21 protein-coding genes are annotated in these 20322 nt (G+C 39.9%); 12 read left to right on the top strand and 9 right to left on the bottom strand.

Translation table 11 applies throughout. From position 1 onward, the window contains the following. Nucleotides 1-209: 209 nt before the first annotated feature. Nucleotides 210-1568 (top strand): pentapeptide repeat-containing protein, encoded by a 1359-nt coding sequence (locus tag EXU57_RS22980; RefSeq protein WP_133270616.1) that lies wholly within the window; start codon nt 210-212, stop codon nt 1566-1568. A gap of 1584 nt (nt 1569-3152) precedes the next feature. On the opposite strand, the gene EXU57_RS22975 is transcribed toward EXU57_RS22980, so the two are convergent. Together EXU57_RS22975 and EXU57_RS22970 are read right to left on the bottom strand one after the other, a co-directional pair. Further along, on the bottom strand, nt 3153-4010 hold the full coding sequence (locus EXU57_RS22975) for a GNAT family N-acetyltransferase (RefSeq protein WP_133270615.1): 858 nt from the start codon (nt 4008-4010) through the stop codon (nt 3153-3155). Between the two features lie 168 nt (nt 4011-4178). Further along, on the bottom strand, nt 4179-4886 hold the full coding sequence (locus EXU57_RS22970) for a hypothetical protein (RefSeq protein WP_133270614.1): 708 nt from the start codon (nt 4884-4886) through the stop codon (nt 4179-4181). A 1077-nt stretch (nt 4887-5963) separates the two neighbouring features. Here EXU57_RS22970 and EXU57_RS22965 point away from each other — a divergent pair. Continuing rightward, a complete protein-coding gene (locus EXU57_RS22965) occupies nt 5964-6431 on the top strand; it encodes a RadC family protein (protein ID WP_133270613.1) in 468 nt (155 codons plus the stop codon). 47 nt (nt 6432-6478) lie between these two features. Then, nucleotides 6479-6748 carry a hypothetical protein gene (locus tag EXU57_RS22960; RefSeq protein WP_133270612.1) on the top strand — a complete coding sequence of 90 codons (270 nt, stop codon included), beginning with the start codon at nt 6479-6481 and terminating at the stop codon, nt 6746-6748. A gap of 151 nt (nt 6749-6899) precedes the next feature. Here EXU57_RS22960 and EXU57_RS22955 read toward each other — a convergent pair whose 3' ends face one another. Both EXU57_RS22955 and EXU57_RS22950 read right to left on the bottom strand, forming a co-directional pair. Continuing rightward, nucleotides 6900-7154: a hypothetical protein gene (locus tag EXU57_RS22955; RefSeq protein ID WP_133270611.1), complete on the bottom strand. Its 255-nt coding sequence runs from the start codon at nt 7152-7154 to the stop codon at nt 6900-6902. A gap of 223 nt (nt 7155-7377) precedes the next feature. Beyond that, nucleotides 7378-7665 carry a helix-turn-helix domain-containing protein gene (locus EXU57_RS22950; RefSeq protein WP_133270610.1) on the bottom strand — a complete coding sequence of 96 codons (288 nt, stop codon included), beginning with the start codon at nt 7663-7665 and terminating at the stop codon, nt 7378-7380. 149 nt (nt 7666-7814) lie between these two features. Here EXU57_RS22950 and EXU57_RS22945 point away from each other — a divergent pair, with 149 nt between their 5' ends. From EXU57_RS22945 to EXU57_RS22905, 9 genes are all read left to right on the top strand, one after another. Next, the gene (locus EXU57_RS22945; protein ID WP_133270609.1) at nt 7815-8000 is read left to right on the top strand and encodes a hypothetical protein; all 186 of its coding nucleotides are present in this window, start codon (nt 7815-7817) and stop codon (nt 7998-8000) included. A gap of 63 nt (nt 8001-8063) precedes the next feature. Then, nucleotides 8064-8318: a hypothetical protein gene (locus EXU57_RS22940; protein WP_133270608.1), complete on the top strand. Its 255-nt coding sequence runs from the start codon at nt 8064-8066 to the stop codon at nt 8316-8318. 1667 nt (nt 8319-9985) lie between these two features. Next, nucleotides 9986-11020: an Ldh family oxidoreductase gene (locus EXU57_RS22935; RefSeq protein WP_262708571.1), complete on the top strand. Its 1035-nt coding sequence runs from the start codon at nt 9986-9988 to the stop codon at nt 11018-11020. Further along, on the top strand, nt 11017-11391 hold the full coding sequence (locus tag EXU57_RS22930; RefSeq protein WP_133270606.1) for a VOC family protein: 375 nt from the start codon (nt 11017-11019) through the stop codon (nt 11389-11391). Before EXU57_RS22935 ends, EXU57_RS22930 begins: the two co-directional genes overlap by 4 nt. An 11-nt stretch (nt 11392-11402) precedes the next feature. Beyond that, nucleotides 11403-12266, top strand: coding sequence for a sugar phosphate isomerase/epimerase family protein (locus EXU57_RS22925; RefSeq protein WP_133270605.1), 864 nt, complete (start codon nt 11403-11405; stop codon nt 12264-12266). Further along, nucleotides 12256-13188 carry a Gfo/Idh/MocA family protein gene (locus tag EXU57_RS22920; protein ID WP_165958253.1) on the top strand — a complete coding sequence of 311 codons (933 nt, stop codon included), beginning with the start codon at nt 12256-12258 and terminating at the stop codon, nt 13186-13188. The genes EXU57_RS22925 and EXU57_RS22920 overlap by 11 nt, the downstream gene beginning before the upstream one ends. 4 nt (nt 13189-13192) lie before the next feature. After that, nucleotides 13193-13825: a polysaccharide deacetylase family protein gene (locus EXU57_RS22915; protein WP_133270603.1), complete on the top strand. Its 633-nt coding sequence runs from the start codon at nt 13193-13195 to the stop codon at nt 13823-13825. 9 nt (nt 13826-13834) lie between these two features. Continuing rightward, on the top strand, nt 13835-14707 hold the full coding sequence (locus EXU57_RS22910; RefSeq protein ID WP_133270602.1) for a glycosyltransferase family 2 protein: 873 nt from the start codon (nt 13835-13837) through the stop codon (nt 14705-14707). Next, nucleotides 14700-15530 (top strand): sulfotransferase, encoded by an 831-nt coding sequence (locus EXU57_RS22905; protein ID WP_133270601.1) that lies wholly within the window; start codon nt 14700-14702, stop codon nt 15528-15530. Before EXU57_RS22910 ends, EXU57_RS22905 begins: the two co-directional genes overlap by 8 nt. Here the strand turns inward: EXU57_RS22905 and EXU57_RS22900 are convergent. From EXU57_RS22900 to EXU57_RS22880, 5 genes are all read right to left on the bottom strand, one after another. Beyond that, complete coding sequence (locus EXU57_RS22900) at nt 15527-16795, bottom strand: hypothetical protein (protein WP_133270600.1); 1269 nt, start codon at nt 16793-16795, stop codon at nt 15527-15529. The two genes, EXU57_RS22905 and EXU57_RS22900, sit on opposite strands and share 4 nt — an antisense overlap. Before the next feature lie 147 nt (nt 16796-16942). Beyond that, nucleotides 16943-17278, bottom strand: coding sequence for a hypothetical protein (locus EXU57_RS22895; protein ID WP_133270599.1), 336 nt, complete (start codon nt 17276-17278; stop codon nt 16943-16945). Between the two features lie 67 nt (nt 17279-17345). Next, nucleotides 17346-17876 (bottom strand): adenylyl-sulfate kinase, encoded by a 531-nt coding sequence (cysC, locus tag EXU57_RS22890; protein ID WP_133270598.1) that lies wholly within the window; start codon nt 17874-17876, stop codon nt 17346-17348. A gap of 162 nt (nt 17877-18038) precedes the next feature. Beyond that, on the bottom strand, nt 18039-19457 hold the full coding sequence (locus EXU57_RS22885; protein WP_133270597.1) for a radical SAM/SPASM domain-containing protein: 1419 nt from the start codon (nt 19455-19457) through the stop codon (nt 18039-18041). 178 nt (nt 19458-19635) lie between these two features. Beyond that, nucleotides 19636-19836 carry a DUF1843 domain-containing protein gene (locus tag EXU57_RS22880; RefSeq protein WP_133270596.1) on the bottom strand — a complete coding sequence of 67 codons (201 nt, stop codon included), beginning with the start codon at nt 19834-19836 and terminating at the stop codon, nt 19636-19638. Nucleotides 19837-20322 lie beyond the last annotated feature (486 nt).

Here is a 20322-nt window from a genome sequence, read left to right as displayed (position 1 = left end):
TCTGTTTGAGACAATCAAATATTCTCTGAAGCTAGCCGAAATGTTTATATATGATCACTGCCCTAATTGGTGGTGATCACTAGGTTTCTTGACACCCCACCTTAACAGATGAAGTAATTCGAGCTGATTAGATTGACTGGAAGTTTCTCTTTTTCATGAAGAGGAACACGGAGGGACTCATAAGTTTGCGCTGTACGTAGATTTCAGAAATGCGTATTTTTTGTGCCAACGTCGTCGAATTAAGCATTACCAACCTCAACATTCTAGAAGGAGGATACAAGATGCGTAATATGAACTTGCCTGGATATACTGCAGAAAGATCTATCTCTGAATCTTCTTATCAATACTTGAAAAATCTTTTTAGCGACGATACCTTTATAACTACAGCCAGAATTAAACCCGGTCTTACGACTAATGGAGTTATCATCAAGCAAGCCCAGTTTATACCGCAAAGGCCTTCCACCGTGATTGGAATCAACCTAAGTGGAGCCGACCTGACTGGATTGAACTTGACTGGAGCTGATCTGCGTGGGGCCAATCTGATTGGAGCTAAGCTGAGTAAGGCTGACTTAAGGCATGCCAATTTGAGAGATGCTGACCTGACAGGAGCTAACATGACTGGAGCTAACATGAGTGGAGCAACTCTGAGCGGAGTCAAACTGATTAGCGCCAACTTGAGTGGAGCCGACCTCAGTAAAGCCAAACTGTGGCAAGCCAATCTTAGGGAAGTTAACCTTAGTGGAGCTAATCTTAGGGAAGCAAACCTGGGTGGAGCCGACTTGATTAGCGCAGACATGAGTGGAGCTGACCTAAGTGAAGCCAACCTTCAAAATACAAGTTTGCTAGAAGTAAACTTAAGTCACGCTATCTTAACTGGTTGTAAAATCTATGGAATTTCAGCATGGGGCTTAAAGGGTGTCCCTAAGGAGCAATTACGTCTTGTAATTACTCCTGATGGGGAATCGACAATCACTGTAGATGATCTTCAGGTAGCCCAATTTATTTACCTTCTTCTCAACAACAAAAATGTTCGAAATGTCATTGACACCATTACTTCCAAAACCGTTTTGATACTGGGTCGATTCACACCAGAACGCAAAGAAGTTTTAGATATTATACGTGAACAATTGCATAAGCATGATTACGTTCCCATTCTCTTCGATTTTGAGAACACAACCAACCAATCGCTTTTAGAAACAATCATGACACTTGCTGGCATGGCTCGGTTTATCATTGCGGATGTAACTGCCGCCACGATGGTTAGAGAGGAATTGAGGTCCGTAGTAGAAAAGTACTCTGCAAAGCCGATTCAACCTCTTCTGTTTAATGGTGAAGAAGAGTATATTACACTCACTGAGATGCGCACGGGTTTTAAGAACATTCTGCCAACATTTACCTATGAAAACACCGCCGACGTTGTTTCAGGATTATCTGACGGTGTCATCAAGCCATCAGAAAACTGGATAGCGGCCCGGAAAATACAATTGGTAAATGGTGGTAAAACGGATAGAGAAATTGAATTGGAGAAAAAAATTGCCGATCTAGAGAAACAACTACAGAAAGCATGAGCTTGAACCTTATCATTAATTCAGTTCACTGTCTACCACATAGACAGGGCTATGTGACCAACAGTACGAGGTGCAAAGCCTGTTAATGCTTTTGCTCCACTGCCAATTCTTCCAGCTACTATATCGTACGTTTTGCAAATGCCAGCCGTATGCGGTTATTCTTTTCTACCTCTTACGGGTAGACTGGTTTCGGATCTACCCAACTTGGTTCAATTTGCAGAGTCTTTGTACGAGAGCTAATGTTGTCAGACACGTAGGTAAATTAAAAGGGTAGCATACATTTATAAATATACAATCAACGAAGTTGACCAGTTTAGCTTTTATGAAAAAAACTTGACCCCAAGGAAGCCGATCTGATTGAAGGCAGACTAAATCACGGCAACATGCCGCGGTATTACAGACCGAAATGTCAGCGGGTTCCTTGCCAAGCCTGTGATGCTAACAGATGCACAAAAGAAGATGGTTCGGTTTGCATTCTACCCGCTCCCACGAGCAAAGGAAGTAGGTTCGCACTGCCTTACCTTACGTTAAAGCTACTCCAGGTTTATCCGATTCTAAAACATGTGGCTTGGGATGTTAGAGGGTTTACATCTTCAATAATTAAAAAATATCAAAATGAATGTTCCAAATTTTACCGCCAAACTGGCGGTGGTTACAGCCGGTCGAAGCTATGGGGTGTCGGGTACGGCCGGAGCAAAAAAGGCCAAAGCTGGGTTGGTTGTTCCAGCAGCCAAAATTAGCAACGATCCCAGTGGCGGATCCAATTTCTGGTGCAACGAAACGGAGGGCACGTGCAGCTGCCTCGGAGGATCTTTATCAAGTGATTGTTGGACATTGGGACAATATTGCACAACTCCTTTAAAATGCAGCGGTTACCACCCTTATAAATGCACCTGTAGTTATCTGTTAGCGCCGCCAAGAGGATCAAATATCTCACAGCCTCGTGTTGGCGGCTTGACGAGACGCTAACACTAAGCAAATTTTCTAATTCACAACCGGAGGGAAGAGCAACCGTACATTTTTTATCTATAGACGCACATCCATGAAATGTTCGTAATGATGAATAATTTCAGGCTGCTCTTGGCAAATAGTCAATTAGTATTGCATTATTATTAGAATTACATTTAAAAATGTTGTTATGCAAACTTTTCTTTATTATCAACAAAAAAACCTCGGGGATTCTATTAGAAAGACTCGCAGCCATTGAACATATCTAGCCAGGAAAAGCAGGCAAGTGTTCAGGTGATCAATGTTTGTATGTAAATTGAATTTTTTTGACTCTTCATCAACTACCTTTTGTGCTGGAAAAGCTTCTGCCTTCCAATAATCAAACAGAACTATTTCTATTATAGGGCACTGATAATAGCAGCCAAGGTTTTTTCAGCTTTATGCAGTAGTGGCATTCATTATTCTGCTGTCCACTAATGTTCTAAAATTCATTAATTGTATTCTGTCTGATACAATTCCTAAAGCCACTATTGCAAAAATCTGTTGTTAGTGGCATTGCTGAGAATATAGCTGTTTCCAATAAATCCCACTGTAGGTTTGTGCTCTTGTTTTATGTAGAAACAACTTTCCTCGCTACTAAAACAGAACTGAGGGAAGAAAAACGCCGTCAGGCTCATTGTACAAGCCTCTGCTCATTAATGTCATGGGCTGATTAATGCGCAAGCCGTTCATTAAACACCAGCGGAGTAACTTCGAATTTCTTGTCGGCAGTATAAACCCGGGACCACCGAATGTTGTAGCTGCGCTAATAAGGGCTTTAAGATCATTATTAGTCTCCGCTACTGAATGACCAAGAAAGCTAAGCTGCGTAGTATATCCTGTTATTGTCCCATTATGCTCCACTACTGTAGCCATCCCTGCTCTTATAGCATCAACAAGTTCCGTCTTTCGATGATGCCCATGCACATGCAAACATATATTGTTGCAGGCTTGAACATCTTCATTTTCAGCCAGGCGAACTGAATAACCCGGTATTTCTACATTGATGGCAGGGCCTTGAAGAACAGATAGTGGTTCACGTGTATCAAATCCCAGCTTTGTATAAAGAGAAAGTGAACGATTATGATATGCTGCCTGTACTAATCTTACACCAGCAAACAGGCGCTCATCAGCACGTTGCAGAATAATTTCCATCAATTGTTTCCCAACTGATGAGTTTTGCACTTCAGGGTCAATGGTAATAGGTCCTACTCCCGCAATCACACCCTTTTCCGAAAGAAAATTGCTGCCAACGATACGCCCATCAATTTCAGCAACAACGGAATATATGTTACTGTCAGACAAAAGGAAAGACATCAAACCAATAGTAATTTCAGGAACAGGAAAGTCAGGCGGAAAATTATGTTGATCGGCAATTGCTTTGAATGCATTAAAACAAACCAAACCGCAGGACTGCGCGTCGTCTTTATTGGCCAGGCGTAAAGTTGCTGTCATAAAACCAAAAGTAAAGTGATTAGGTTACCAAAGGGTGATTGCCGCTAACGCCCATCGGCTTGCCACTGTACCGGCATCCCAGGTTCGTCAGTTCAAATTGTTGAAAAAGCTGAATAATGTTCATCTGTTCAGCATTTAATCGTTAGCCGGTATAGTGGCAAACCGCTGTTAACTGCTGGCAATCTTCAGTCGCTTTGTTTTAGCAATGTACCAGGGAACAGGCTCGACTCTGGCACTTTTATCGTTTAGGTATTCTCTTATAAGGCCAGGATTTGGAATGTGGTGGAATAATCCGTGCTGATTAAGGCTCAATGAAAATTTATCTATCAATTCGTCTATGATATTGTGACAATAAAATGAATGAAAGCTGCCGTGGTTTTCTACTCCAATAAAGTCATAACCAAGAAATTCTTCTATAGGATTATCCTTTTCTTCAAACTTCTTTTGCAGGTTTTCCCGTAGTCCAAACAGTCCTTGGAAAGTTCTTTCACCTTCAAAATAGGCTATGAGAGATTCTGCATCCATTTTACTTAAATACATTGAATAAATACGTATGTCGTCCTTGTCTGCGTAAAATGAACCTTTGAATGTACTAACAGTCTGTAAATCCGGCAATGCATGCCCCCATTTTATTGTTCCCTCATTAAATTTTTGGTCTGTCCACTTTCGTATTTCAACTATTTTCTCGTCTGTAAGTCCAAGTTCAGCTTTTTCTTCGTTGTCAAGGTTTTGTGTCCAACTGAGGCACCATTCTACATCAAAAGCACATATATTTATACAACTGCTACAGGTTTGTACAATCTTGTTTTGGAAGGAAAAATAGCTGAGTGGCTTGGTTTTTATTAGAAAGTACCCACCGAAGTAATAAGGTCCCATATGCTTGCAGTTATTAATATACGAATTTTTTGAACAGTATACCTATTCTACCCAAACGGGCTTAACCCACTTACCAACAACACGATACGTCCGCGTTTTTCTTATTGACAAAAGTGGGTTTTCTGCTATTCAATTCAAAACCGTCAATAAGAAAAACGCGGAAAATTCACTATACATGAATGAGTCTAAGTCTTTAGGTATACTAACGCCGTTTCTGCCTCCGGAGGTCCGATACACGAGTCTAAAGGGTGCTCTGGCCTTGAAGCTCCTAGTATACACGAATGTTGGTGCCGTTTTCCAGCAAGCGACTTCTACGGGTGTAATTCAGGGCAAGCCAGCTTTTCTGAGCAGCAAATCGGGTTGCCACTTAATTATCCGGCATAGCTCGATGAGCTTTGATGTAAGCTTTTGTATCTGCAGGGTGTTTGTCAACCATATAATTTGAGTACTCTTCCAGCCTCTTCACCTGCTCAGCTTATATGCCGCCTGATAACCCTGCAACGCTTTTACGGCCTCTTCGCGGGCAGCTGTAGCCGCTGGTACACCTAGAACCCTGCTTCTGCATGATACGGGACGATGGAAGCAGAAAATCAGAACTAAGCTTCTCGTTAAGCTCAGAAAAGGTGTTTTTTGGAGGGAGTGATAATTTCCGCTGTTTTCCTATCATAGCAATCTAACAAACAACCTTGCTGCGTTGCTCAGGGATACCAGCTGGATTTTCCAGGCAGAACGCTGATATGCCGCGCACTTACTCAGTTATAAAGACCAGCATATATCAACTATTGGGGTCTGTCTTGGGCTGAGCAAGGGGTCCGGCTGTTTGCCCCTGCTCCTCCCCTTCTGGTTGGCTGTCCGGTATACGCTGCAGTCAGTCAGAAAGCCTTTAGCAGTTGACACAATGTTAATCTAATATTATTCATCGATTCTTCCAAAAAGTAAGCTTGTGCCTGAATACGCTATCAAGGAACTACGGCATAAACACACCAGCCAACTCACCTAGCTCCCCTTTATTCCGTTCCTCCTTGCACTTAATTCAGTGCAAAGCCTGGTGGCATTCCATAATCAAAAATAAATATTATGGAAACAACAACTGCCCCTGCCTGGTCAATCGTATCTGAGGTTGAGCTTACCTACAAATCCAAAGTCAAAGCTTCGGAACGGCCACAAATTGCATCTTCCAGGGATGCTTACCAGATCCTCCTTAAAGTATGGAATGAAGGCAAGATTGACCTTCAGGAGGAATTTAAAATTCTTTTCCTTAACAGGGCTAATAAGGTTTTGGGTGTTTATCACCTATCAACTGGCGGGATCACTGGTACTGTTGCCGACCCCCGATTGATATTTATGGCAGCACTCAAGGCAAATTGTGTTGCTCTGGTACTTGCGCACAATCACCCATCAGGTAGCTTAAAGCCAAGCCGCCAGGATGAGGAACTAACCCAAAAGATCAAGAACGCGGGCTTACTCCTTGACATCAAAGTTCTGGATCACCTTATCATCACTTCCGAAACTTATCTTTCATTCGCAGATGAGGGGCTATTATAGGCCCTTTTTTTATTCATACTTCTGTAGATTTGCTAAAAAAATTAGCATTGATACACCCGGAAGCGAAAAGGATGGCCGAAAAGGCAAAGGAGGAGGGGAAATGGCTATACGATCATGAGTATCGGTGGTGGTACAGTCCTGAGGACTTCGAGCATATTTTTTCCTACGCGAACGCTTCTGATGAATTCCTTAAACGCTTGCAGATAAGAGACCCACGGGAAGGCATTGAGGCCGGATTTAAGAAAGTAGCCGAACTACAAAATAAGCTTCAGATTTTGGTCAGGGCGGTGAGCGAGTATTACAAGAAATTTAAATAACTATTTTCTGGTTCAAAAATACATATGGCTCTGCACGGCCCTAAACCAAGGAAGTTGATAGGTAACCTATGTTAAACAGTGGCTTACACGAGCCACCAATGGTTTTACTCCTCTTTCTTATTGTTCAATCTTTCACTCCCAAATGCGGTGCTCAAAGATGGTCAAGTATTTCACTTATATCAATTTCCATCAGGTATGAATCTAAAGGGCCAGTGTTCGAGAAAGATTTAATAGCGATTATCTTATTCACTTCTTTTGTATAAGCCACCTCAGCATAGAAAGAGCCCAGGTGATATAACAAAAACGAGGTCTCAGGCTCATACCTGACAGCGGCCATCTGGCCACGATCCCAGATATGGTTGGCTTTTTCGGCGTCACTTAGTGCGTTGAATTGGTAAAGCGTCATGCGATTAAGTTGAGTGTCATGAGACTGCAAGTACTTTTTTAGAAATAAACTCCTTTATCGATACTCGAGTAACTAGCCCCGATCTATGCAGCACCGATTTCTGAAGAATGGACGAGAAATTAAGAGCCATCATCCATTTATTTTCAACAGGATTACATTCAAGTCGTTTCCCCTTTTATAGCTTTTTTGCCTAGATACATTAACAAAGGTACCCGTACTAGCTTCACTTCTCGGTCTGAACCAATCTAAGTGCTTCTTTTAGGTGATCTTCAGCCGTCCATTGAGGCTTTGGCTTCTGGTTCAATCTCATCGGCCCCTTTCCACTTAGTAGCCAAGCTTCCGAGATATGGTATACTTCACAAATAATCGCGCAGTTATCAACGGTTGGATAATTCTTTACAACAGACTTTAACCTGGAGTAATTTGAATGCGTAAACCCGATCTTCTGAGCGATTTCACACTCGGTGATATTGTGATAATGCTCCTTAAAAATCTCTTCAACTGCTTTCATAAAGCGTCGTTTAACCTCCATGCTATATTCCCGCCTGATCTCGTTTGGCACCGTTATATCATTTACTCTGAAAAATAAGATAATATTGATGAAAGTTATACAGGTTAGATCAGCAAAATAATCCTCTTCCCACCTATTGCAGAAATCAGATGAGCGAAGTACCTTCTCTCGTAATGTGGACAGCTTTTAAACTATTTTGGGTTTGGATATACCTGGTTGTCTTTAAGCGGGAGGTAAGCTTTAAGGAGATCTCCGGTAACGTCTTTCTGATCTGGATACCCTTGAGTTTGTTTGTCCTTTACGGCCTTTACAATACCGTAAATACCTTGATGTAGGTGGGTTATATGGTTTTGCAACTTTGCTAAAATATTTAGCAATGTGTTTGGCAATTACTATTTTTGGGTCAAAACAAACTGAATGTGGCTTTCTACCGGGTAACTATATGGCGCAAAACAGGTAAAAAGCTGATAGGAGTTCGGGAACTAGGTCACAGCAATGTTGAATTTGCAACAAATTATTTCAGGCTACAGGCATCAAAGCATCTTCATGATATGATCGATATTGAAGCTGCGCTATTGTCGAACAATTCGACTCGCCGTACGGAAGTACAAAGCAGCAGAAGCAAAGCGAAGAGAAGACATGAAATGGCCTGAACAAAAGGACCCATTTATTTCTAAGTCCAGAAAAGAACAAGCGAAGAACAGCAGCAAAGTGCCCTGGAGCGAGTTTAAGAAGAAGGATGACATTTAATATCAAAAGGCAAGCGATGTGACTTTGTACATACAGCAAGTAGGACACGACAAGTCTTTGATAGGTAAGAAAATAAGAATTTTCCATTACTGCCTCCCCTAGAGATTATGGCTTTCCAAAGTCCGGCAGGTTAAAGCCAGTCAGATAAATGTTGCAACATTAACCCGTCACTTCTTTTCTAAAAGTCAGTTGTGCATCAGCGACCCATGTTAGCAGCAGTACTATTGTAACGTATTACGAAGCGCAAATATAGGAACGTGAGTTAATAATTGCGAAATAATCACCCAGGTGTCTTTTCTGATCTGCTTTCACATACTCGACTTCTCCGAGTCCAAAATAGTGAGCTTCAGAGCTTAAACATTGGCTTTTGAAATTCTTGTTTTTTTGTCTTATTTTATAATACAGTATGCGCGTCCCTACTTGCAAAAACTGCAGATATCTTTAGGAAAATGATATAGCTCCCCAGTTGTGTCTTCCCAACTAGATTCATCATTTTCAGCAATCACTGTGTATTGATCCATTTTTTCGAGTAAATTACTATTTAGTGCCATCTCAACCAATTGATTGAAATTAACTGCATTTGATTACTCAAAACGACGTTTTCGGCTATCATTCACGTCCACCTTACAAACTAATCGACACGCTATTTATCTAGATCAAATTGAAAATGTCCTACACAACAACACTAAGGTCAGTAAATTATATTTTTATATTATGTAGTGTTAATTGGAATATGCCCTCTGTAGAATACCATCATTATGAACGTCGTGTTGACTCTCCGGAGCATATTTGTGTTCAGTTCTGTAAGTTCAAGTTACCGATAGTTTTGATTTGAAGGCAACGATGAGTTGTTCCCCTAAAGACGACTCACCTAACAGTAATGGTATTGAGTTAATGTCGGAAACAGGACCCATGGCCTCACAAGTCTTCTCTTTGCAATAACTCTCGACATCATCTCACCCGGTTAGGTAACTTGAACTGTAGATGTACACTCTCCGCAGGCAAGAACTTAATGAACAATAAGGTTTTACCGTACGTCGGCAATTGTGCGTCTTAGATTTTAGATGCAGGGAGTATCTAAATACATGTAACCTAAATCCAAACTTAACATCTAAAGTGTAGCTGAAAATAGCTGATTTGAAACTTGTTAGCGGATATAAAGCCAATCTTTGAGTCGCTGCATCTTCTGGCCTAAGGTGACAACTACGGCTTTTAAAGCCTCAGGTCCCTCTTTCAACCCTTTCAACAGAGGTAATAATGCACGACACAACCTAAGACTTTACGAATTCCTTTACTGAAGACTCAACAACTTTTGCGGGCGAGATCTTCTTAAAGCATTCGTACTGCTAATTTGGACCAGCCACAAGGCAGAAAAAGGATTTGATGGCGGTAATTTGTAACTGATACAATATCTCGTCGTACCTATGATGTATGGTCATCATTAGCAGAGTAAACAATATTTCGATTGAAGGTGTCAATCAGATAAAAAAAATTAATCAGAGCTCTTTCAAATATCAGAAAGTTTCCATAACATTAAGGAGCAAACATTGCATAAGAAAATATATAATTGGTGTATTATAGCGTAAAAATCCCTCTACTTGAAAATTGGATGTTCAATTTTTTAACCACCCTTGGAACTAAACCAGAGGATGCATTAAACATAACAAATAACATCTTGGAAGCTGAAAAGAGGGGAGTTCATTCACATGGGTTGATGTTGCTACCTTTGTACATCTCTAGAATAACACAGAATGGCATCAAAAGAGATTATCAGATAACATGTAACAACCTATTTCCAAATGTGGCAATAATAGACGGGGACTCTGGCCCAGGCCAATCTATTGCTTTTGCAAGCGCCAGAAAGTGTGTGGAGTTAGCCTCTGATGCTGGCCTGAGCTTAGTTATGGCGAAAAACAGTAATCACGTCGGGATGCTCGCCTCTTATGGGCTGGAAATAGCAAATCATAATCTCATAGGAATCATAATGACGAACACCGGTCCGTCGATTAGCGTACCCAATTGTCACGGGAAAGTTCTGGGTAATAATGCCATCTGTTTTGCACTTCCGCGCGAACCTAATCCAATTATATTTGATTTTGCGACAGGAGTTGTAGCTTGTGGAAAGGTTAGATATGCTGCCTTAAAGAATGAAACAATTCCAGCAGGATGGATCAAGGATAAAAACGATAATGACACAACGAATCCATTTGATTTGGATGATGGAGGAAGTGTATTACCCTTTGGGGACTATAAAGGATATGGACTCGCTTTTATAGTAGACGTCCTAACCGGGGTGTTAGCAGGAAGTGTTTCAAGCTTACACGTTAAAACGCAAAGAAGACATGAAAATAGATCAACAATGGCGAGTCAAACTTTCATCTCAATCAATCCAAGTCACATAAATCCATCTTTCAATAGCGGCCTGAATAATCTCGTAAATGACCTGAGGAAGAAGGTCGACGATATTTTATTACCGGGAGATAAGGAAATCAGTTTCTGCTCTAACTTAAAAGATAATCATGTCAATGTTCATGAGAAGGTTTTGAAACTTCTGGATGAGGCAGCAACTACGAATAACTTCGAAACCATAAGTAGTACGTTATGATAACAGGAATTCACCATGTGCAAATCGCAGTTGCCAAAGAACTTGAACATGCAACAATCGACTTCTATCGACACAGTTTAGGACTCAAAGAAATACCCAAGCCCGAAAACTTGCTTAAAAATGGGGGTGCTTGGTTTACTTTAGGTATGCAACAACTGCACATTGCTCCGGAAGAGGTACCGCAGGAATACAATCGGAATAGCAAACGACATCTCTGTTTTTTAGTCTTAAACATATTAGAGGCAGAGGATCACTTTAGATTGAGGAACGTTGAGATAATACCCGACAACCAACCGGTTCTTGGGTGGAAAAGGTTCTATTTCAGAGACCCTGCCGGAAATCGAATGGAAATAGCAGAGATGGTATTCTAAATTGAAGATTTATGAATCTTACGTTTATTAACGATGAAGTTTCACAAGATATTGACGATGTAATCAGACTTTGCAAGGCATACGGGCTTAGAGGACTTGAGTTAAGGAGCTTGAACAATCTACAAGTAATCGATCAATGCCGAGCACAAATTGAAGAGCTGCGCATGAAATTGGATGATAACGATATTACAACAGCTTGCATTGACACGCCAATTTTCAAGTGTGATATAAATAGCGACCTTGAAAATCAATTTACATCTTTAAACAAGGCACTTGAAATCAGCGAAAGGTTGAAATGTCCTTACATTCGTATTTTTTCGTTTTGGAGACGCATAAACAGAAACGAATATATAGAGAAAACACACTTTCTTTTACAGAAGCTGCTTGTCAATGCAAAACACTTTCCAAACGTCACAATACTTCTTGAAAACGGGAAGAATACGATGCATGCTAATGGTCTTGAATTATTAGAGGCTAAATCCATTTTAACAGATGAAAATTTTCAGCTTCTATGGGATCCTGGTAATTGTATATTTGGCGGTATGGACCAAAACCCGATATCCGATGGCTACCCGCTGATTAAGGATTACATTCGACATGTTCATTTGAAAGACCCTAAAGTCTCAAAAAATGGTGAGAAACAGTACCTTCCTATTGGAGAAGGAGATTTAGACATTGCAATGCAACTAACCCTATTAAAAGAAAACAATTATTCAGGTTACCTTTCTTTAGAAACACATTGGCGGAGATTTAGAACAATTCCAGAAGTTGAGTTGGATTATCCTGGAGGTCATGCATTTTCCAATGGAGGATACGAAGCAACATCCACCTCAGTCCGATATTTATCTGAATTACTTCTTAAGCATGAATTATGAATTTTGTATCGTCGGGGTTGGAAATTCAGGAACAAGATTTCTGAAAGCTTTGAACCGGCTCTCTGTCGATAAAGACAGAATTATCGTCTATGATACAAATCTGTCCCTTTTAAAAGAGTTTTCTCAACGGTTTGGCGTCCAAGCTGAAGAAGAGTTCGAAAAAATAGGCTTAATTAAAACAAAATTGTTGTGCGTTGTGTCCACCCCTCCCGGTACGCACTTCGCGCTAACTAGAAGTCTAATTAGCGCAAAACATGATGTTTTAATTGAAAAGCCGCTCTTCTTGAGATCAGCTGATATAGATTTGATTGAAAAGCTCGCCTCCGAGAATGGAGTTTTGGTTTCTGCAGTTGCACAACATAGATTTGATCCTGGTTATACTAACTTAATTAGAAACCTACTAACCAACGTTGATAATATCAAGAGCATTTCACTGACAATATCTCGACGCAGAGAATACGAGACATCGGTCGGCTGCCAACAATGGCAGACTCAAAGAGCATTATCGGGCGGGGGAGTATTAGTGAGTATTGGATTTCACTACCTGGATCTGTTGTGCAACGTTTTGGGAGAGGCCCAAGTGGTTTCAGTGAATCACGTTTTTTTTAAGTTCGGGATTGAGTTTGAATTAGATGCAGAGCTAAGATTCAACAATAACTTAGAGCTCCTTATAAAAGCTGAATGGGGCGCAAATGTGGAAGAAAGATGTGATTGCATACGAATAAGTTATAAAAACTCGCCGGAAATGTATTACTCGGGTGGTCAGTTTTCAAGCAAAGTTGATGCTATGAAACCAGACAATGTGTTGCTATTATCATCTCAATTAAGCTCAATCATTTATCGTGACAATCAGATAGTCAAGCCAGCGGATGTGAAAAACACCCTTAGAACAATAGAAAATATTTACAATTTAATCTATTAGTTTGATGATTTGTTCGCTTTATTTCCATCATATTAGTGATGACATTCTTTATTACACAAACACCAAGCCTCAGGAATTTGAACGAAAGCTAGTGTTACTACTTGAAGGGAGCTACACTTTCGTCACACCAAGGTTTTGCTTAGATGAGAACAACGATCTACAACAAAGAAAATATGTTATATTAACGTTTGATGACGGCTATGCAGATCAATTCATTAATGCTCGAGAAATCCTTAAAAGGTACGCAATTAAGGCAACGTTCTTTATTATAACTAACTTTGTTGGAAAGAAGAATTCTTGGAATGTAAAAGCAACATATAGATCAACTCATCTGACATGGAAGCAAATAGAGATATTGAAAAGTGAAGGGCATGAAATTGGAAGCCACAGTGCCACTCATCGGCCTCTTACAACACTGTCAGATGAAGAAATTGAAAATGAGTATTTTTTATCCAAATCTGTCATAGACGAAAGACTAGGTTGTTCGACAGATTTCTTTTCTTACCCATATGGCTTATCACCTAAACGATCTTTTATACAAAAGTATTACAAACTTGCGTTTTCGACGGTAAAGAGCCCTTCTTTCGACTTGTCTGATCCTTACTTTCTCAGACGTGATTTTAAAATTCTTGACTAAAAAGTATACATGTTAATGGTTTCAGTGATCATACCTACAAAAAACCGTCCAGTCCAGCTCAGAAGGTGCTTAATGTCATTAATGGAGCAGAAACGGATTGAGCTTATGGCAGAGATAATTATTATCAACGACGGTTCAAACCAAGAGTATATAAGGGAAGTTGCAAAAAGTAGTATCACTAAAAAATGCCTAAAACTACATGAGATAAACAACAATCAATCAAAAGGCTCAAATACTTGCCGAAATCAAGGAGCAAAATTAGCTAGTTCACCAATACTGGCGTTTTTGGACGATGACTCCTTCCCAGATCCATATTGGTTGGAGAATGTCGTGGAGTACACATGTAGATACGGTGTTATTACAGGTCGAATAATGAATGCTCACGAACGATTTAGAGTGATACCATATATTAGACAACAAAGATACAATTTACGCCAAGCGAGCTTAGCTGAAAGTTCTAAAAGTACCTTCTTTTCAGGAGGGAACTGTGCTATAAAATCTGAGCTGTTCAATTTGGTTGATGGTTTTGACGAAAGTCTGAAAATTATGAGTGACAACGCTCTACTACAAAAGTTAAAATTGTACCAACAAGAATGTTACTACATTGACAATGTTAGAATTCATCATCTTCATGATCCCTCGTTTCTAACAGCATTTCGAAACGCCTGGAATGCGGGTATTGTAAAGGTAAAAACAACAAATATTAACAGGGGATGGGAGATCGTGTCATCATGTAGGCAAAACATTTCCGCGTTCAATGCGATACCAAAAGGACATCTAAGTCGTATGAAATATTTTATAGTTAAGTTTACTAACAACTTATTGCAAGTAGCTTTTCACCTCTCGATGCTTTACGCTTGGAAAAAAAAGATTAATGAATAATCGTCAAATCAGTCCGCTATTTTTGATTGGATATCACCGTTCGGGCACAACTCTGATCAGTCGGCTTATTTCGAACCATCAACGAGTAAGATTGGCAGTTAATGGGAAGCTTTTTTATTATCTTATCTGCTGGTTGTATAATAATAAGACACATTTAGACAAGATGCATCTTCGGATAGATGAAATTGAATATGCACTTAGAAGAAAACCTGTTTCTGGATTAAACTTTGATTTGGCCAAAGTGTTTGTTGACACGTTCAAACAGTTGAACGAAGAGTTAGAAGCTTCACCCTCTACTTACAGCAAGGCCTTTCTGAAAGAACTTTGGGTGCGGGTATATAAATATGAATTGCAAAAAGAGGTGATGTTCATCGGCGAGAAGTACAATGAGAACCTTTTACTGATCAACATACTTCCTTCAATTTTTGAAGATGCAAAGATTATATTTATCTATAGGCATCCGCTTGATGTGTCTTACTCTATGTTAACCTCATTTCGAGAAAAGATTTGGGCGCCGAAGAACGTAAATGACTCAATCTTAAAGTGGCTTGAATGGAATCTTCTATGGTTGGAACATTTTCAGCTATTTAAATCAATTGATAGGCATGTTGTATGCTTTGAGAGTTTCCTTGATCAGGAAGCGCAGGAGTGTAATAAGATACAGAGATTTCTGAAAATTAAAGAAGAAATTGATCGTGGAGGAGAGGACATACAACCCCACAAGAAAGGAATAGGAGAGCAGCTGAGAAGTATAGCATCAGTGTCTTTGCTGGCTGAAGCTGAAAATCTATACTTAAAACTAGCAGAGACTAACGGCACCTAAGTAAAAGCTAAGCAGACGTATCTTTGAACTTTTTGGTGAGAGTCTGTAGCAATTGAACGACAAAACTCTATCTCAATCTGTTCTAAAGGAGCAATTTTTCTTAGTTCATCCTTAAGGTATGACGCTAAGAAATCTAAATCTTTTACCTCACCAGGAATGACTTTAAGAGAAAAAACATGTCCTCGTTGGACCATTTGGAACTGATCAATCATTTGGTTTTCAAAAATGATATTGAAATGCGAGGGATTAAATTGAGATCCATCTATAAAGAAGTATGGTGAATTTCTACCCTTAATTTCTGTAATTGTTGGCCCGCTGTATCCACATCGGCAGGATGTATTGCGAACGCTAACAATGTCATCTGTCAAGTAATTTATAATTGGAAATGCCCAATTATCAAAGTAGGTAATAACAGCAAATCCCTCTCCGGTGCTAGATCGTTCACCAGCACCGGCCTCAACATTCAACATAATGTTTTGAGAAATATGAAGTCCCGTATCATTGCTACATTCGGAGGCAATAAAACCACATTCCTGCATTGCGTAGCTGTTTAGAACTCTACATTGTAGCCAGTTTTGTAAACTGTTTTTTACATCACTGTATAGATTATCCCCACTACAAAGTCCGAGGTCTGGACTTATATGGCGTCCATTTGTAGACTCATCTATTTTCATAAGAGCTTGTAAAGCTCTCGGCCTTCCGTACAGAATAGGAATGCGCAACTTTCGCAGTTCTTTAACAAGCTGAACATCCCTCACATAATCTTTGCCAATAGAAACTCTGCGGACTATAGAATAATTCAACGAGGGATTGAGATTTGATATTTCGGAGTTTGAGCCGAGGTCATCAACAAACAAAATACCCAGCTTGCCTGGCATTAATTTACTCGTGACGGTCTCCCGCGAGACGACTTCAGCGAAACCCTCATGTAGAAAGGAATACAAGCTAGCCGGGTCTCTTGGGATTTTTAAGGGAACCCCGGATGTTCCGCTAGTGGTCTTGAAAAGTAAATCCTTCTTATCGAAATTGTTGGATGTGAATTCAACAGTCTTTCTGAGATCTTTGCGAGAAACAATAGGGAAGTCTATAGGGTTGGCCTGAGCCGTGTTGTTAAAAAAAGATTTGTAAAATGGAACAGTCATCGAGGCATGCTGGAAGAATACTGAGTTATAAAGATTGATATTCCTCCTTTCAAGAAAGAGTCCTCTTTGTTTATAACTCTCTATCAAGGATGGAAGCATTTCAAGATTTGCGAAGCCCTTCATTTTACATCTTTGATTAAAGAAAAAACAGCATTTTAGAAAAAGTGCTAGTTACGCGCTTCTCACCTATCGCTGATAAGAAGAGGGTTCGCAGCACTTTTAAGACAACGACAGGATAAATGTTTAGTAGTATTCTGAGATGATGTACTATCAAACTGCAATAGAAAAGGCTGAAATACCTCTTGGAACGATACTAAGTCTTAAGGTGTCCAACGTTAAGTTTTCCACCTGTAATTCCGCAGAAAATGTTTGAATATGATTTTTGTGAATATTCATCGCCTCCATAACCTTTTTTTCTTTTGTCATGGTATTGACTGTGTTCATTTGATCCATTAGTTGGTCAACTCTTAGGAAATTTAAGACTTTCTCAGCTGCTTGAATATCGATATCCGCAGCTTTAGCAAAATCCTGAACAAGTTTCTTCTTCTGAGTGCTAATCCTTTTTGCAAGATTAGGCTCTAGATTACCGTGTGGAGGTTGTAGCATACATGTAGATTTAAATTTTGAATAATACTAATTTAAACAGAAAAGTACTTAAATGCAAATTTGTTAATTAATATCTCGTACTTACTTCTTCCACATACCTAAAAAGCCGACCTGCAGATTGTTCTAAGCTTTCTTCACCGGTGTTGACAACAAGATCTGCATCGTCAGGAAAATCAAAAGGATCATTAACTCCAGTAAGAGAGTGTAGCTTATCAGGATGCCAGTCCGGCAAAAACGCTCTTTTGTATAGCTGTTTTGTGTCTCTCTTGATAAGAACATCTAATTCACAAGCAAGATAGACGGTTTTTACCTTGTTGTATGCCTGCTTAACCTCTTCTCGAATTGCACGATATGGGTTTATAGCAGCAATGACAGCAACAAAGCCGTGATTAGAAAATCGGTCAGCTATAAATGCAAGCCTCCTAATGTTTTCATTGCGATCTTCGCGAGTATATCCTAAGTCTTTACAGACTGTACTTCGATAGACATCTGCATCAATTATTTCAACAGGACGATTAATCGCCACCAGCGCCCTTTGAAGTTCCTTAGCGATACTAGTTTTACCAGCACCGGATAAACCACATAATTGTAGTATCATTTTAGTTTAATGGTCGGCAACCAGATTATATTCAAGTACAAGTAGCTCATTGATCTAACTAGATAAGTAGACGGTGGACGGCTTTGCCTTTATCGTCAAAACCATTGATAGTCATCAAAGCCTCAGACCTCATTGGGGCGGTAAAAAACAGCAGAACAGTCGCTATTGCGACAAGGCTAAAAGTGAAGTTATTTCTTCAGCTACTATCATGGCTTGTTTCAGATTGATTTTATATTCCTCCTCAACCAGATGGACATCAGCATTACAGAACGCGCAATAGCTTGTATCAGGGAAAATGTAATTAAAACAACCTTTACACAAGTGAAGCATACTTATAGACCTAACTGAGCTGTCATTGGGTTCCCCTTCAATCGCCTCCGGTATTTCGACTCCAAGTTCCACTCCATCTTGGCTTTGAATAACAATTTGAAAGCGACCATAGTCAAAGGGTAATCCGCCGGCATTATCAACTTTTTTCAAGACCTCTCTTTTTTGTTGTTTTTCTAATTCCACAACTCGATGATAACAATATGGATTGTTGCCCCTTTTTCCAAATAATACATGGCTTGTCCATGAGCAACCCGCCAAGCAAATTGAAGAATAGTAACATGATCTACAAAAGCCCCAAAGCTCGGAAGATCTCCTTTTCCTCGTGAAAGCCAATTCTTCAGCTTGATCCCAGATATCCTGAAGCCGCTTGTCTCTCACATTGCCTCCGCTATAGTCGGCCGTCGGCAACGATGGACACCCTTTTATAGTTCCATCTGCTTCAATTCCCATTGATGTCTGACCAGCTGAACATCCAACATAATGGCCAAAGTTACCTGCCCGCAATTTGTGCTCATGAGGACCGAAGAAGCCGATGTTGTTTCCTGCTTGAATTAACAAGTCATTTGCTAAGCCTTTAGTATATAATGCTGCAATACGATCTACAATTACTTTTGTCTCATAGGGCTGAATAAGTAATTCATCGTTATCTACGGCGTTACCCATGGCTACTGCGAACTGAAGTTGCCAGTTTTTTACACCTAGATCAATCAAAATGTCAAGAAGGCGCTCCAATTGATGTTTGTTAATGCTCGTAATGGTTGTATTTACACTTGAAGGGATATTATGTTTTTTCAAAATATTCAAACAGTTCACAGCATGTGCATACGAAGTAGGCTTACCTCTGATAAAGTTGTGAATTTCTTCTAAGCCATCTAATGACACTCCTATGTTCTTGATTCCTGCGTTCTTTGCTTGGACAATCTGGTTCTCCGTGAAGTTGAAACCGCCAGTCTGCATGGAGCAATCGATTCCTTCAAGTGTAATCTTCTGAACTATTTGTAGCCAATCTTTTCTTAAGAATGCCTCTCCTCCGATAATGCCAATTTCTCTTGTGCCAAGACCTTTTAGTCTTTCTATCACTTCGAAGCACTCCTCAAGAGTCAGTTCATGCTGCCTAACCTTACCTGCACGGGAACCGCAATGCTTACAACTTAAGTTGCAAGCTAGTGTAAGTTCCCATACAACAGCCAATGGTACATTATTCCGGTAGTCCTCAAAAGTCGCATATCGATCTACATTATTTGGTTCCATTTTGATTTTAAGATGGGCTGGAATTAAGAGTTTAAAGATGTTGTATCTATGAAGTCTTCAAGTTAGCTTAAAGGATAATTAAGAACTGTGAATTTACATGTAAAAACGGCCTAGCATACATCTGAAAAGCGACTATCGAGTTCAGTTTGGGAATTGATCCAGGCTAATTGTACTCTCCTCAACGAGGGTTTTTTCTTTCCAGTCGTTCAATGGCTTTCTCCAACTCTAATGTTGCATTTACAAGCTTTTTAGTACTTAGAATTTTCGGTTTCTCCGCAAGCTGTTTTTTCGCTTTAAGTAGAGTAGATTTCATCTTCTCTAGATCTGCAGACGCAATTGCATTTCGTATAGCAGGATCATACAATAAGTTTTGAGACATTGTACTACAATTTATATATTCGAAATCATGTTTTTGTACTAATTATCGGGTCTTTAATCTGGTTGGTTCAGTTGCCACCAATTCCCCAGTAGATCCAATGATCCGAGTCTATGAGAATCGTTCCATCTAAAATATGTAAATGACTTTGCTTATCAAACATTCTCATTGAAATCTTTTGAAAAAACCGCGCGTCCATAAGTTATTTGTAATTTTAAACTATACCCTGTTTGTCCATGCAGGACCCTCTTTCTGTTTAGGAACACCCGATAGTAAGCTGATACAAACCTGGCGTTTAAACAAACTGAGACACTATTCAATTTGAAATTAATGAAGCATTTTACGCAGCGCGTTGGTTTTGACTTAATTAGAATGTAGATTCCGGAACATTTTGACCCCGTGGTTCCGGCCAAGCTGACCCCCTCATTCCGGGCAAACTGCCCCCCCTTTGACTCATCTTTGTTTGGCACGGATTCCGGGGCATCTTGA

The sequence above is a fragment of the Segetibacter sp. 3557_3 genome (assembly GCF_004354985.1).
In the GTDB taxonomy this organism is placed as follows: Bacteria; Bacteroidota; Bacteroidia; order Chitinophagales; family Chitinophagaceae; genus Segetibacter.
This window is presented reverse-complemented; position numbering and strand designations above follow the sequence as displayed.

Bases quoted from the DNA above. Each gene is read 5' to 3' on its own strand.
- EXU57_RS22980 (WP_133270616.1), top strand. From the start codon at position 210: ATGCGTATTTTTTGTGCCAACGTCGTCGAATTAAGCATTACCAACCTC.
- EXU57_RS22975 (WP_133270615.1), bottom strand. From the start codon at position 4,010: ATGACAGCAACTTTACGCCTGGCCAATAAAGACGACGCGCAGTCCTGC.
- EXU57_RS22970 (WP_133270614.1), bottom strand. From the start codon at position 4,886: ATGGGACCTTATTACTTCGGTGGGTACTTTCTAATAAAAACCAAGCCA.
- EXU57_RS22965 (WP_133270613.1), top strand. From the start codon at position 5,964: ATGGAAACAACAACTGCCCCTGCCTGGTCAATCGTATCTGAGGTTGAG.
- EXU57_RS22955 (WP_133270611.1), bottom strand. From the start codon at position 7,154: ATGACGCTTTACCAATTCAACGCACTAAGTGACGCCGAAAAAGCCAAC.
- EXU57_RS22950 (WP_133270610.1), bottom strand. From the start codon at position 7,665: ATGAAAGCAGTTGAAGAGATTTTTAAGGAGCATTATCACAATATCACC.
- EXU57_RS22945 (WP_133270609.1), top strand. From the start codon at position 7,815: ATGAGCGAAGTACCTTCTCTCGTAATGTGGACAGCTTTTAAACTATTT.
- EXU57_RS22930 (WP_133270606.1), top strand. From the start codon at position 11,017: ATGATAACAGGAATTCACCATGTGCAAATCGCAGTTGCCAAAGAACTT.
- EXU57_RS22925 (WP_133270605.1), top strand. From the start codon at position 11,403: ATGAATCTTACGTTTATTAACGATGAAGTTTCACAAGATATTGACGAT.
- EXU57_RS22920 (WP_165958253.1), top strand. From the start codon at position 12,256: ATGAATTATGAATTTTGTATCGTCGGGGTTGGAAATTCAGGAACAAGA.
- EXU57_RS22915 (WP_133270603.1), top strand. From the start codon at position 13,193: ATGATTTGTTCGCTTTATTTCCATCATATTAGTGATGACATTCTTTAT.
- EXU57_RS22910 (WP_133270602.1), top strand. From the start codon at position 13,835: ATGTTAATGGTTTCAGTGATCATACCTACAAAAAACCGTCCAGTCCAG.
- EXU57_RS22905 (WP_133270601.1), top strand. From the start codon at position 14,700: ATGAATAATCGTCAAATCAGTCCGCTATTTTTGATTGGATATCACCGT.
- EXU57_RS22900 (WP_133270600.1), bottom strand. From the start codon at position 16,795: ATGAAGGGCTTCGCAAATCTTGAAATGCTTCCATCCTTGATAGAGAGT.
- EXU57_RS22895 (WP_133270599.1), bottom strand. From the start codon at position 17,278: ATGCTACAACCTCCACACGGTAATCTAGAGCCTAATCTTGCAAAAAGG.
- cysC (WP_133270598.1), bottom strand. From the start codon at position 17,876: ATGATACTACAATTATGTGGTTTATCCGGTGCTGGTAAAACTAGTATC.
- EXU57_RS22885 (WP_133270597.1), bottom strand. From the start codon at position 19,457: ATGGAACCAAATAATGTAGATCGATATGCGACTTTTGAGGACTACCGG.
- EXU57_RS22880 (WP_133270596.1), bottom strand. From the start codon at position 19,836: ATGTCTCAAAACTTATTGTATGATCCTGCTATACGAAATGCAATTGCG.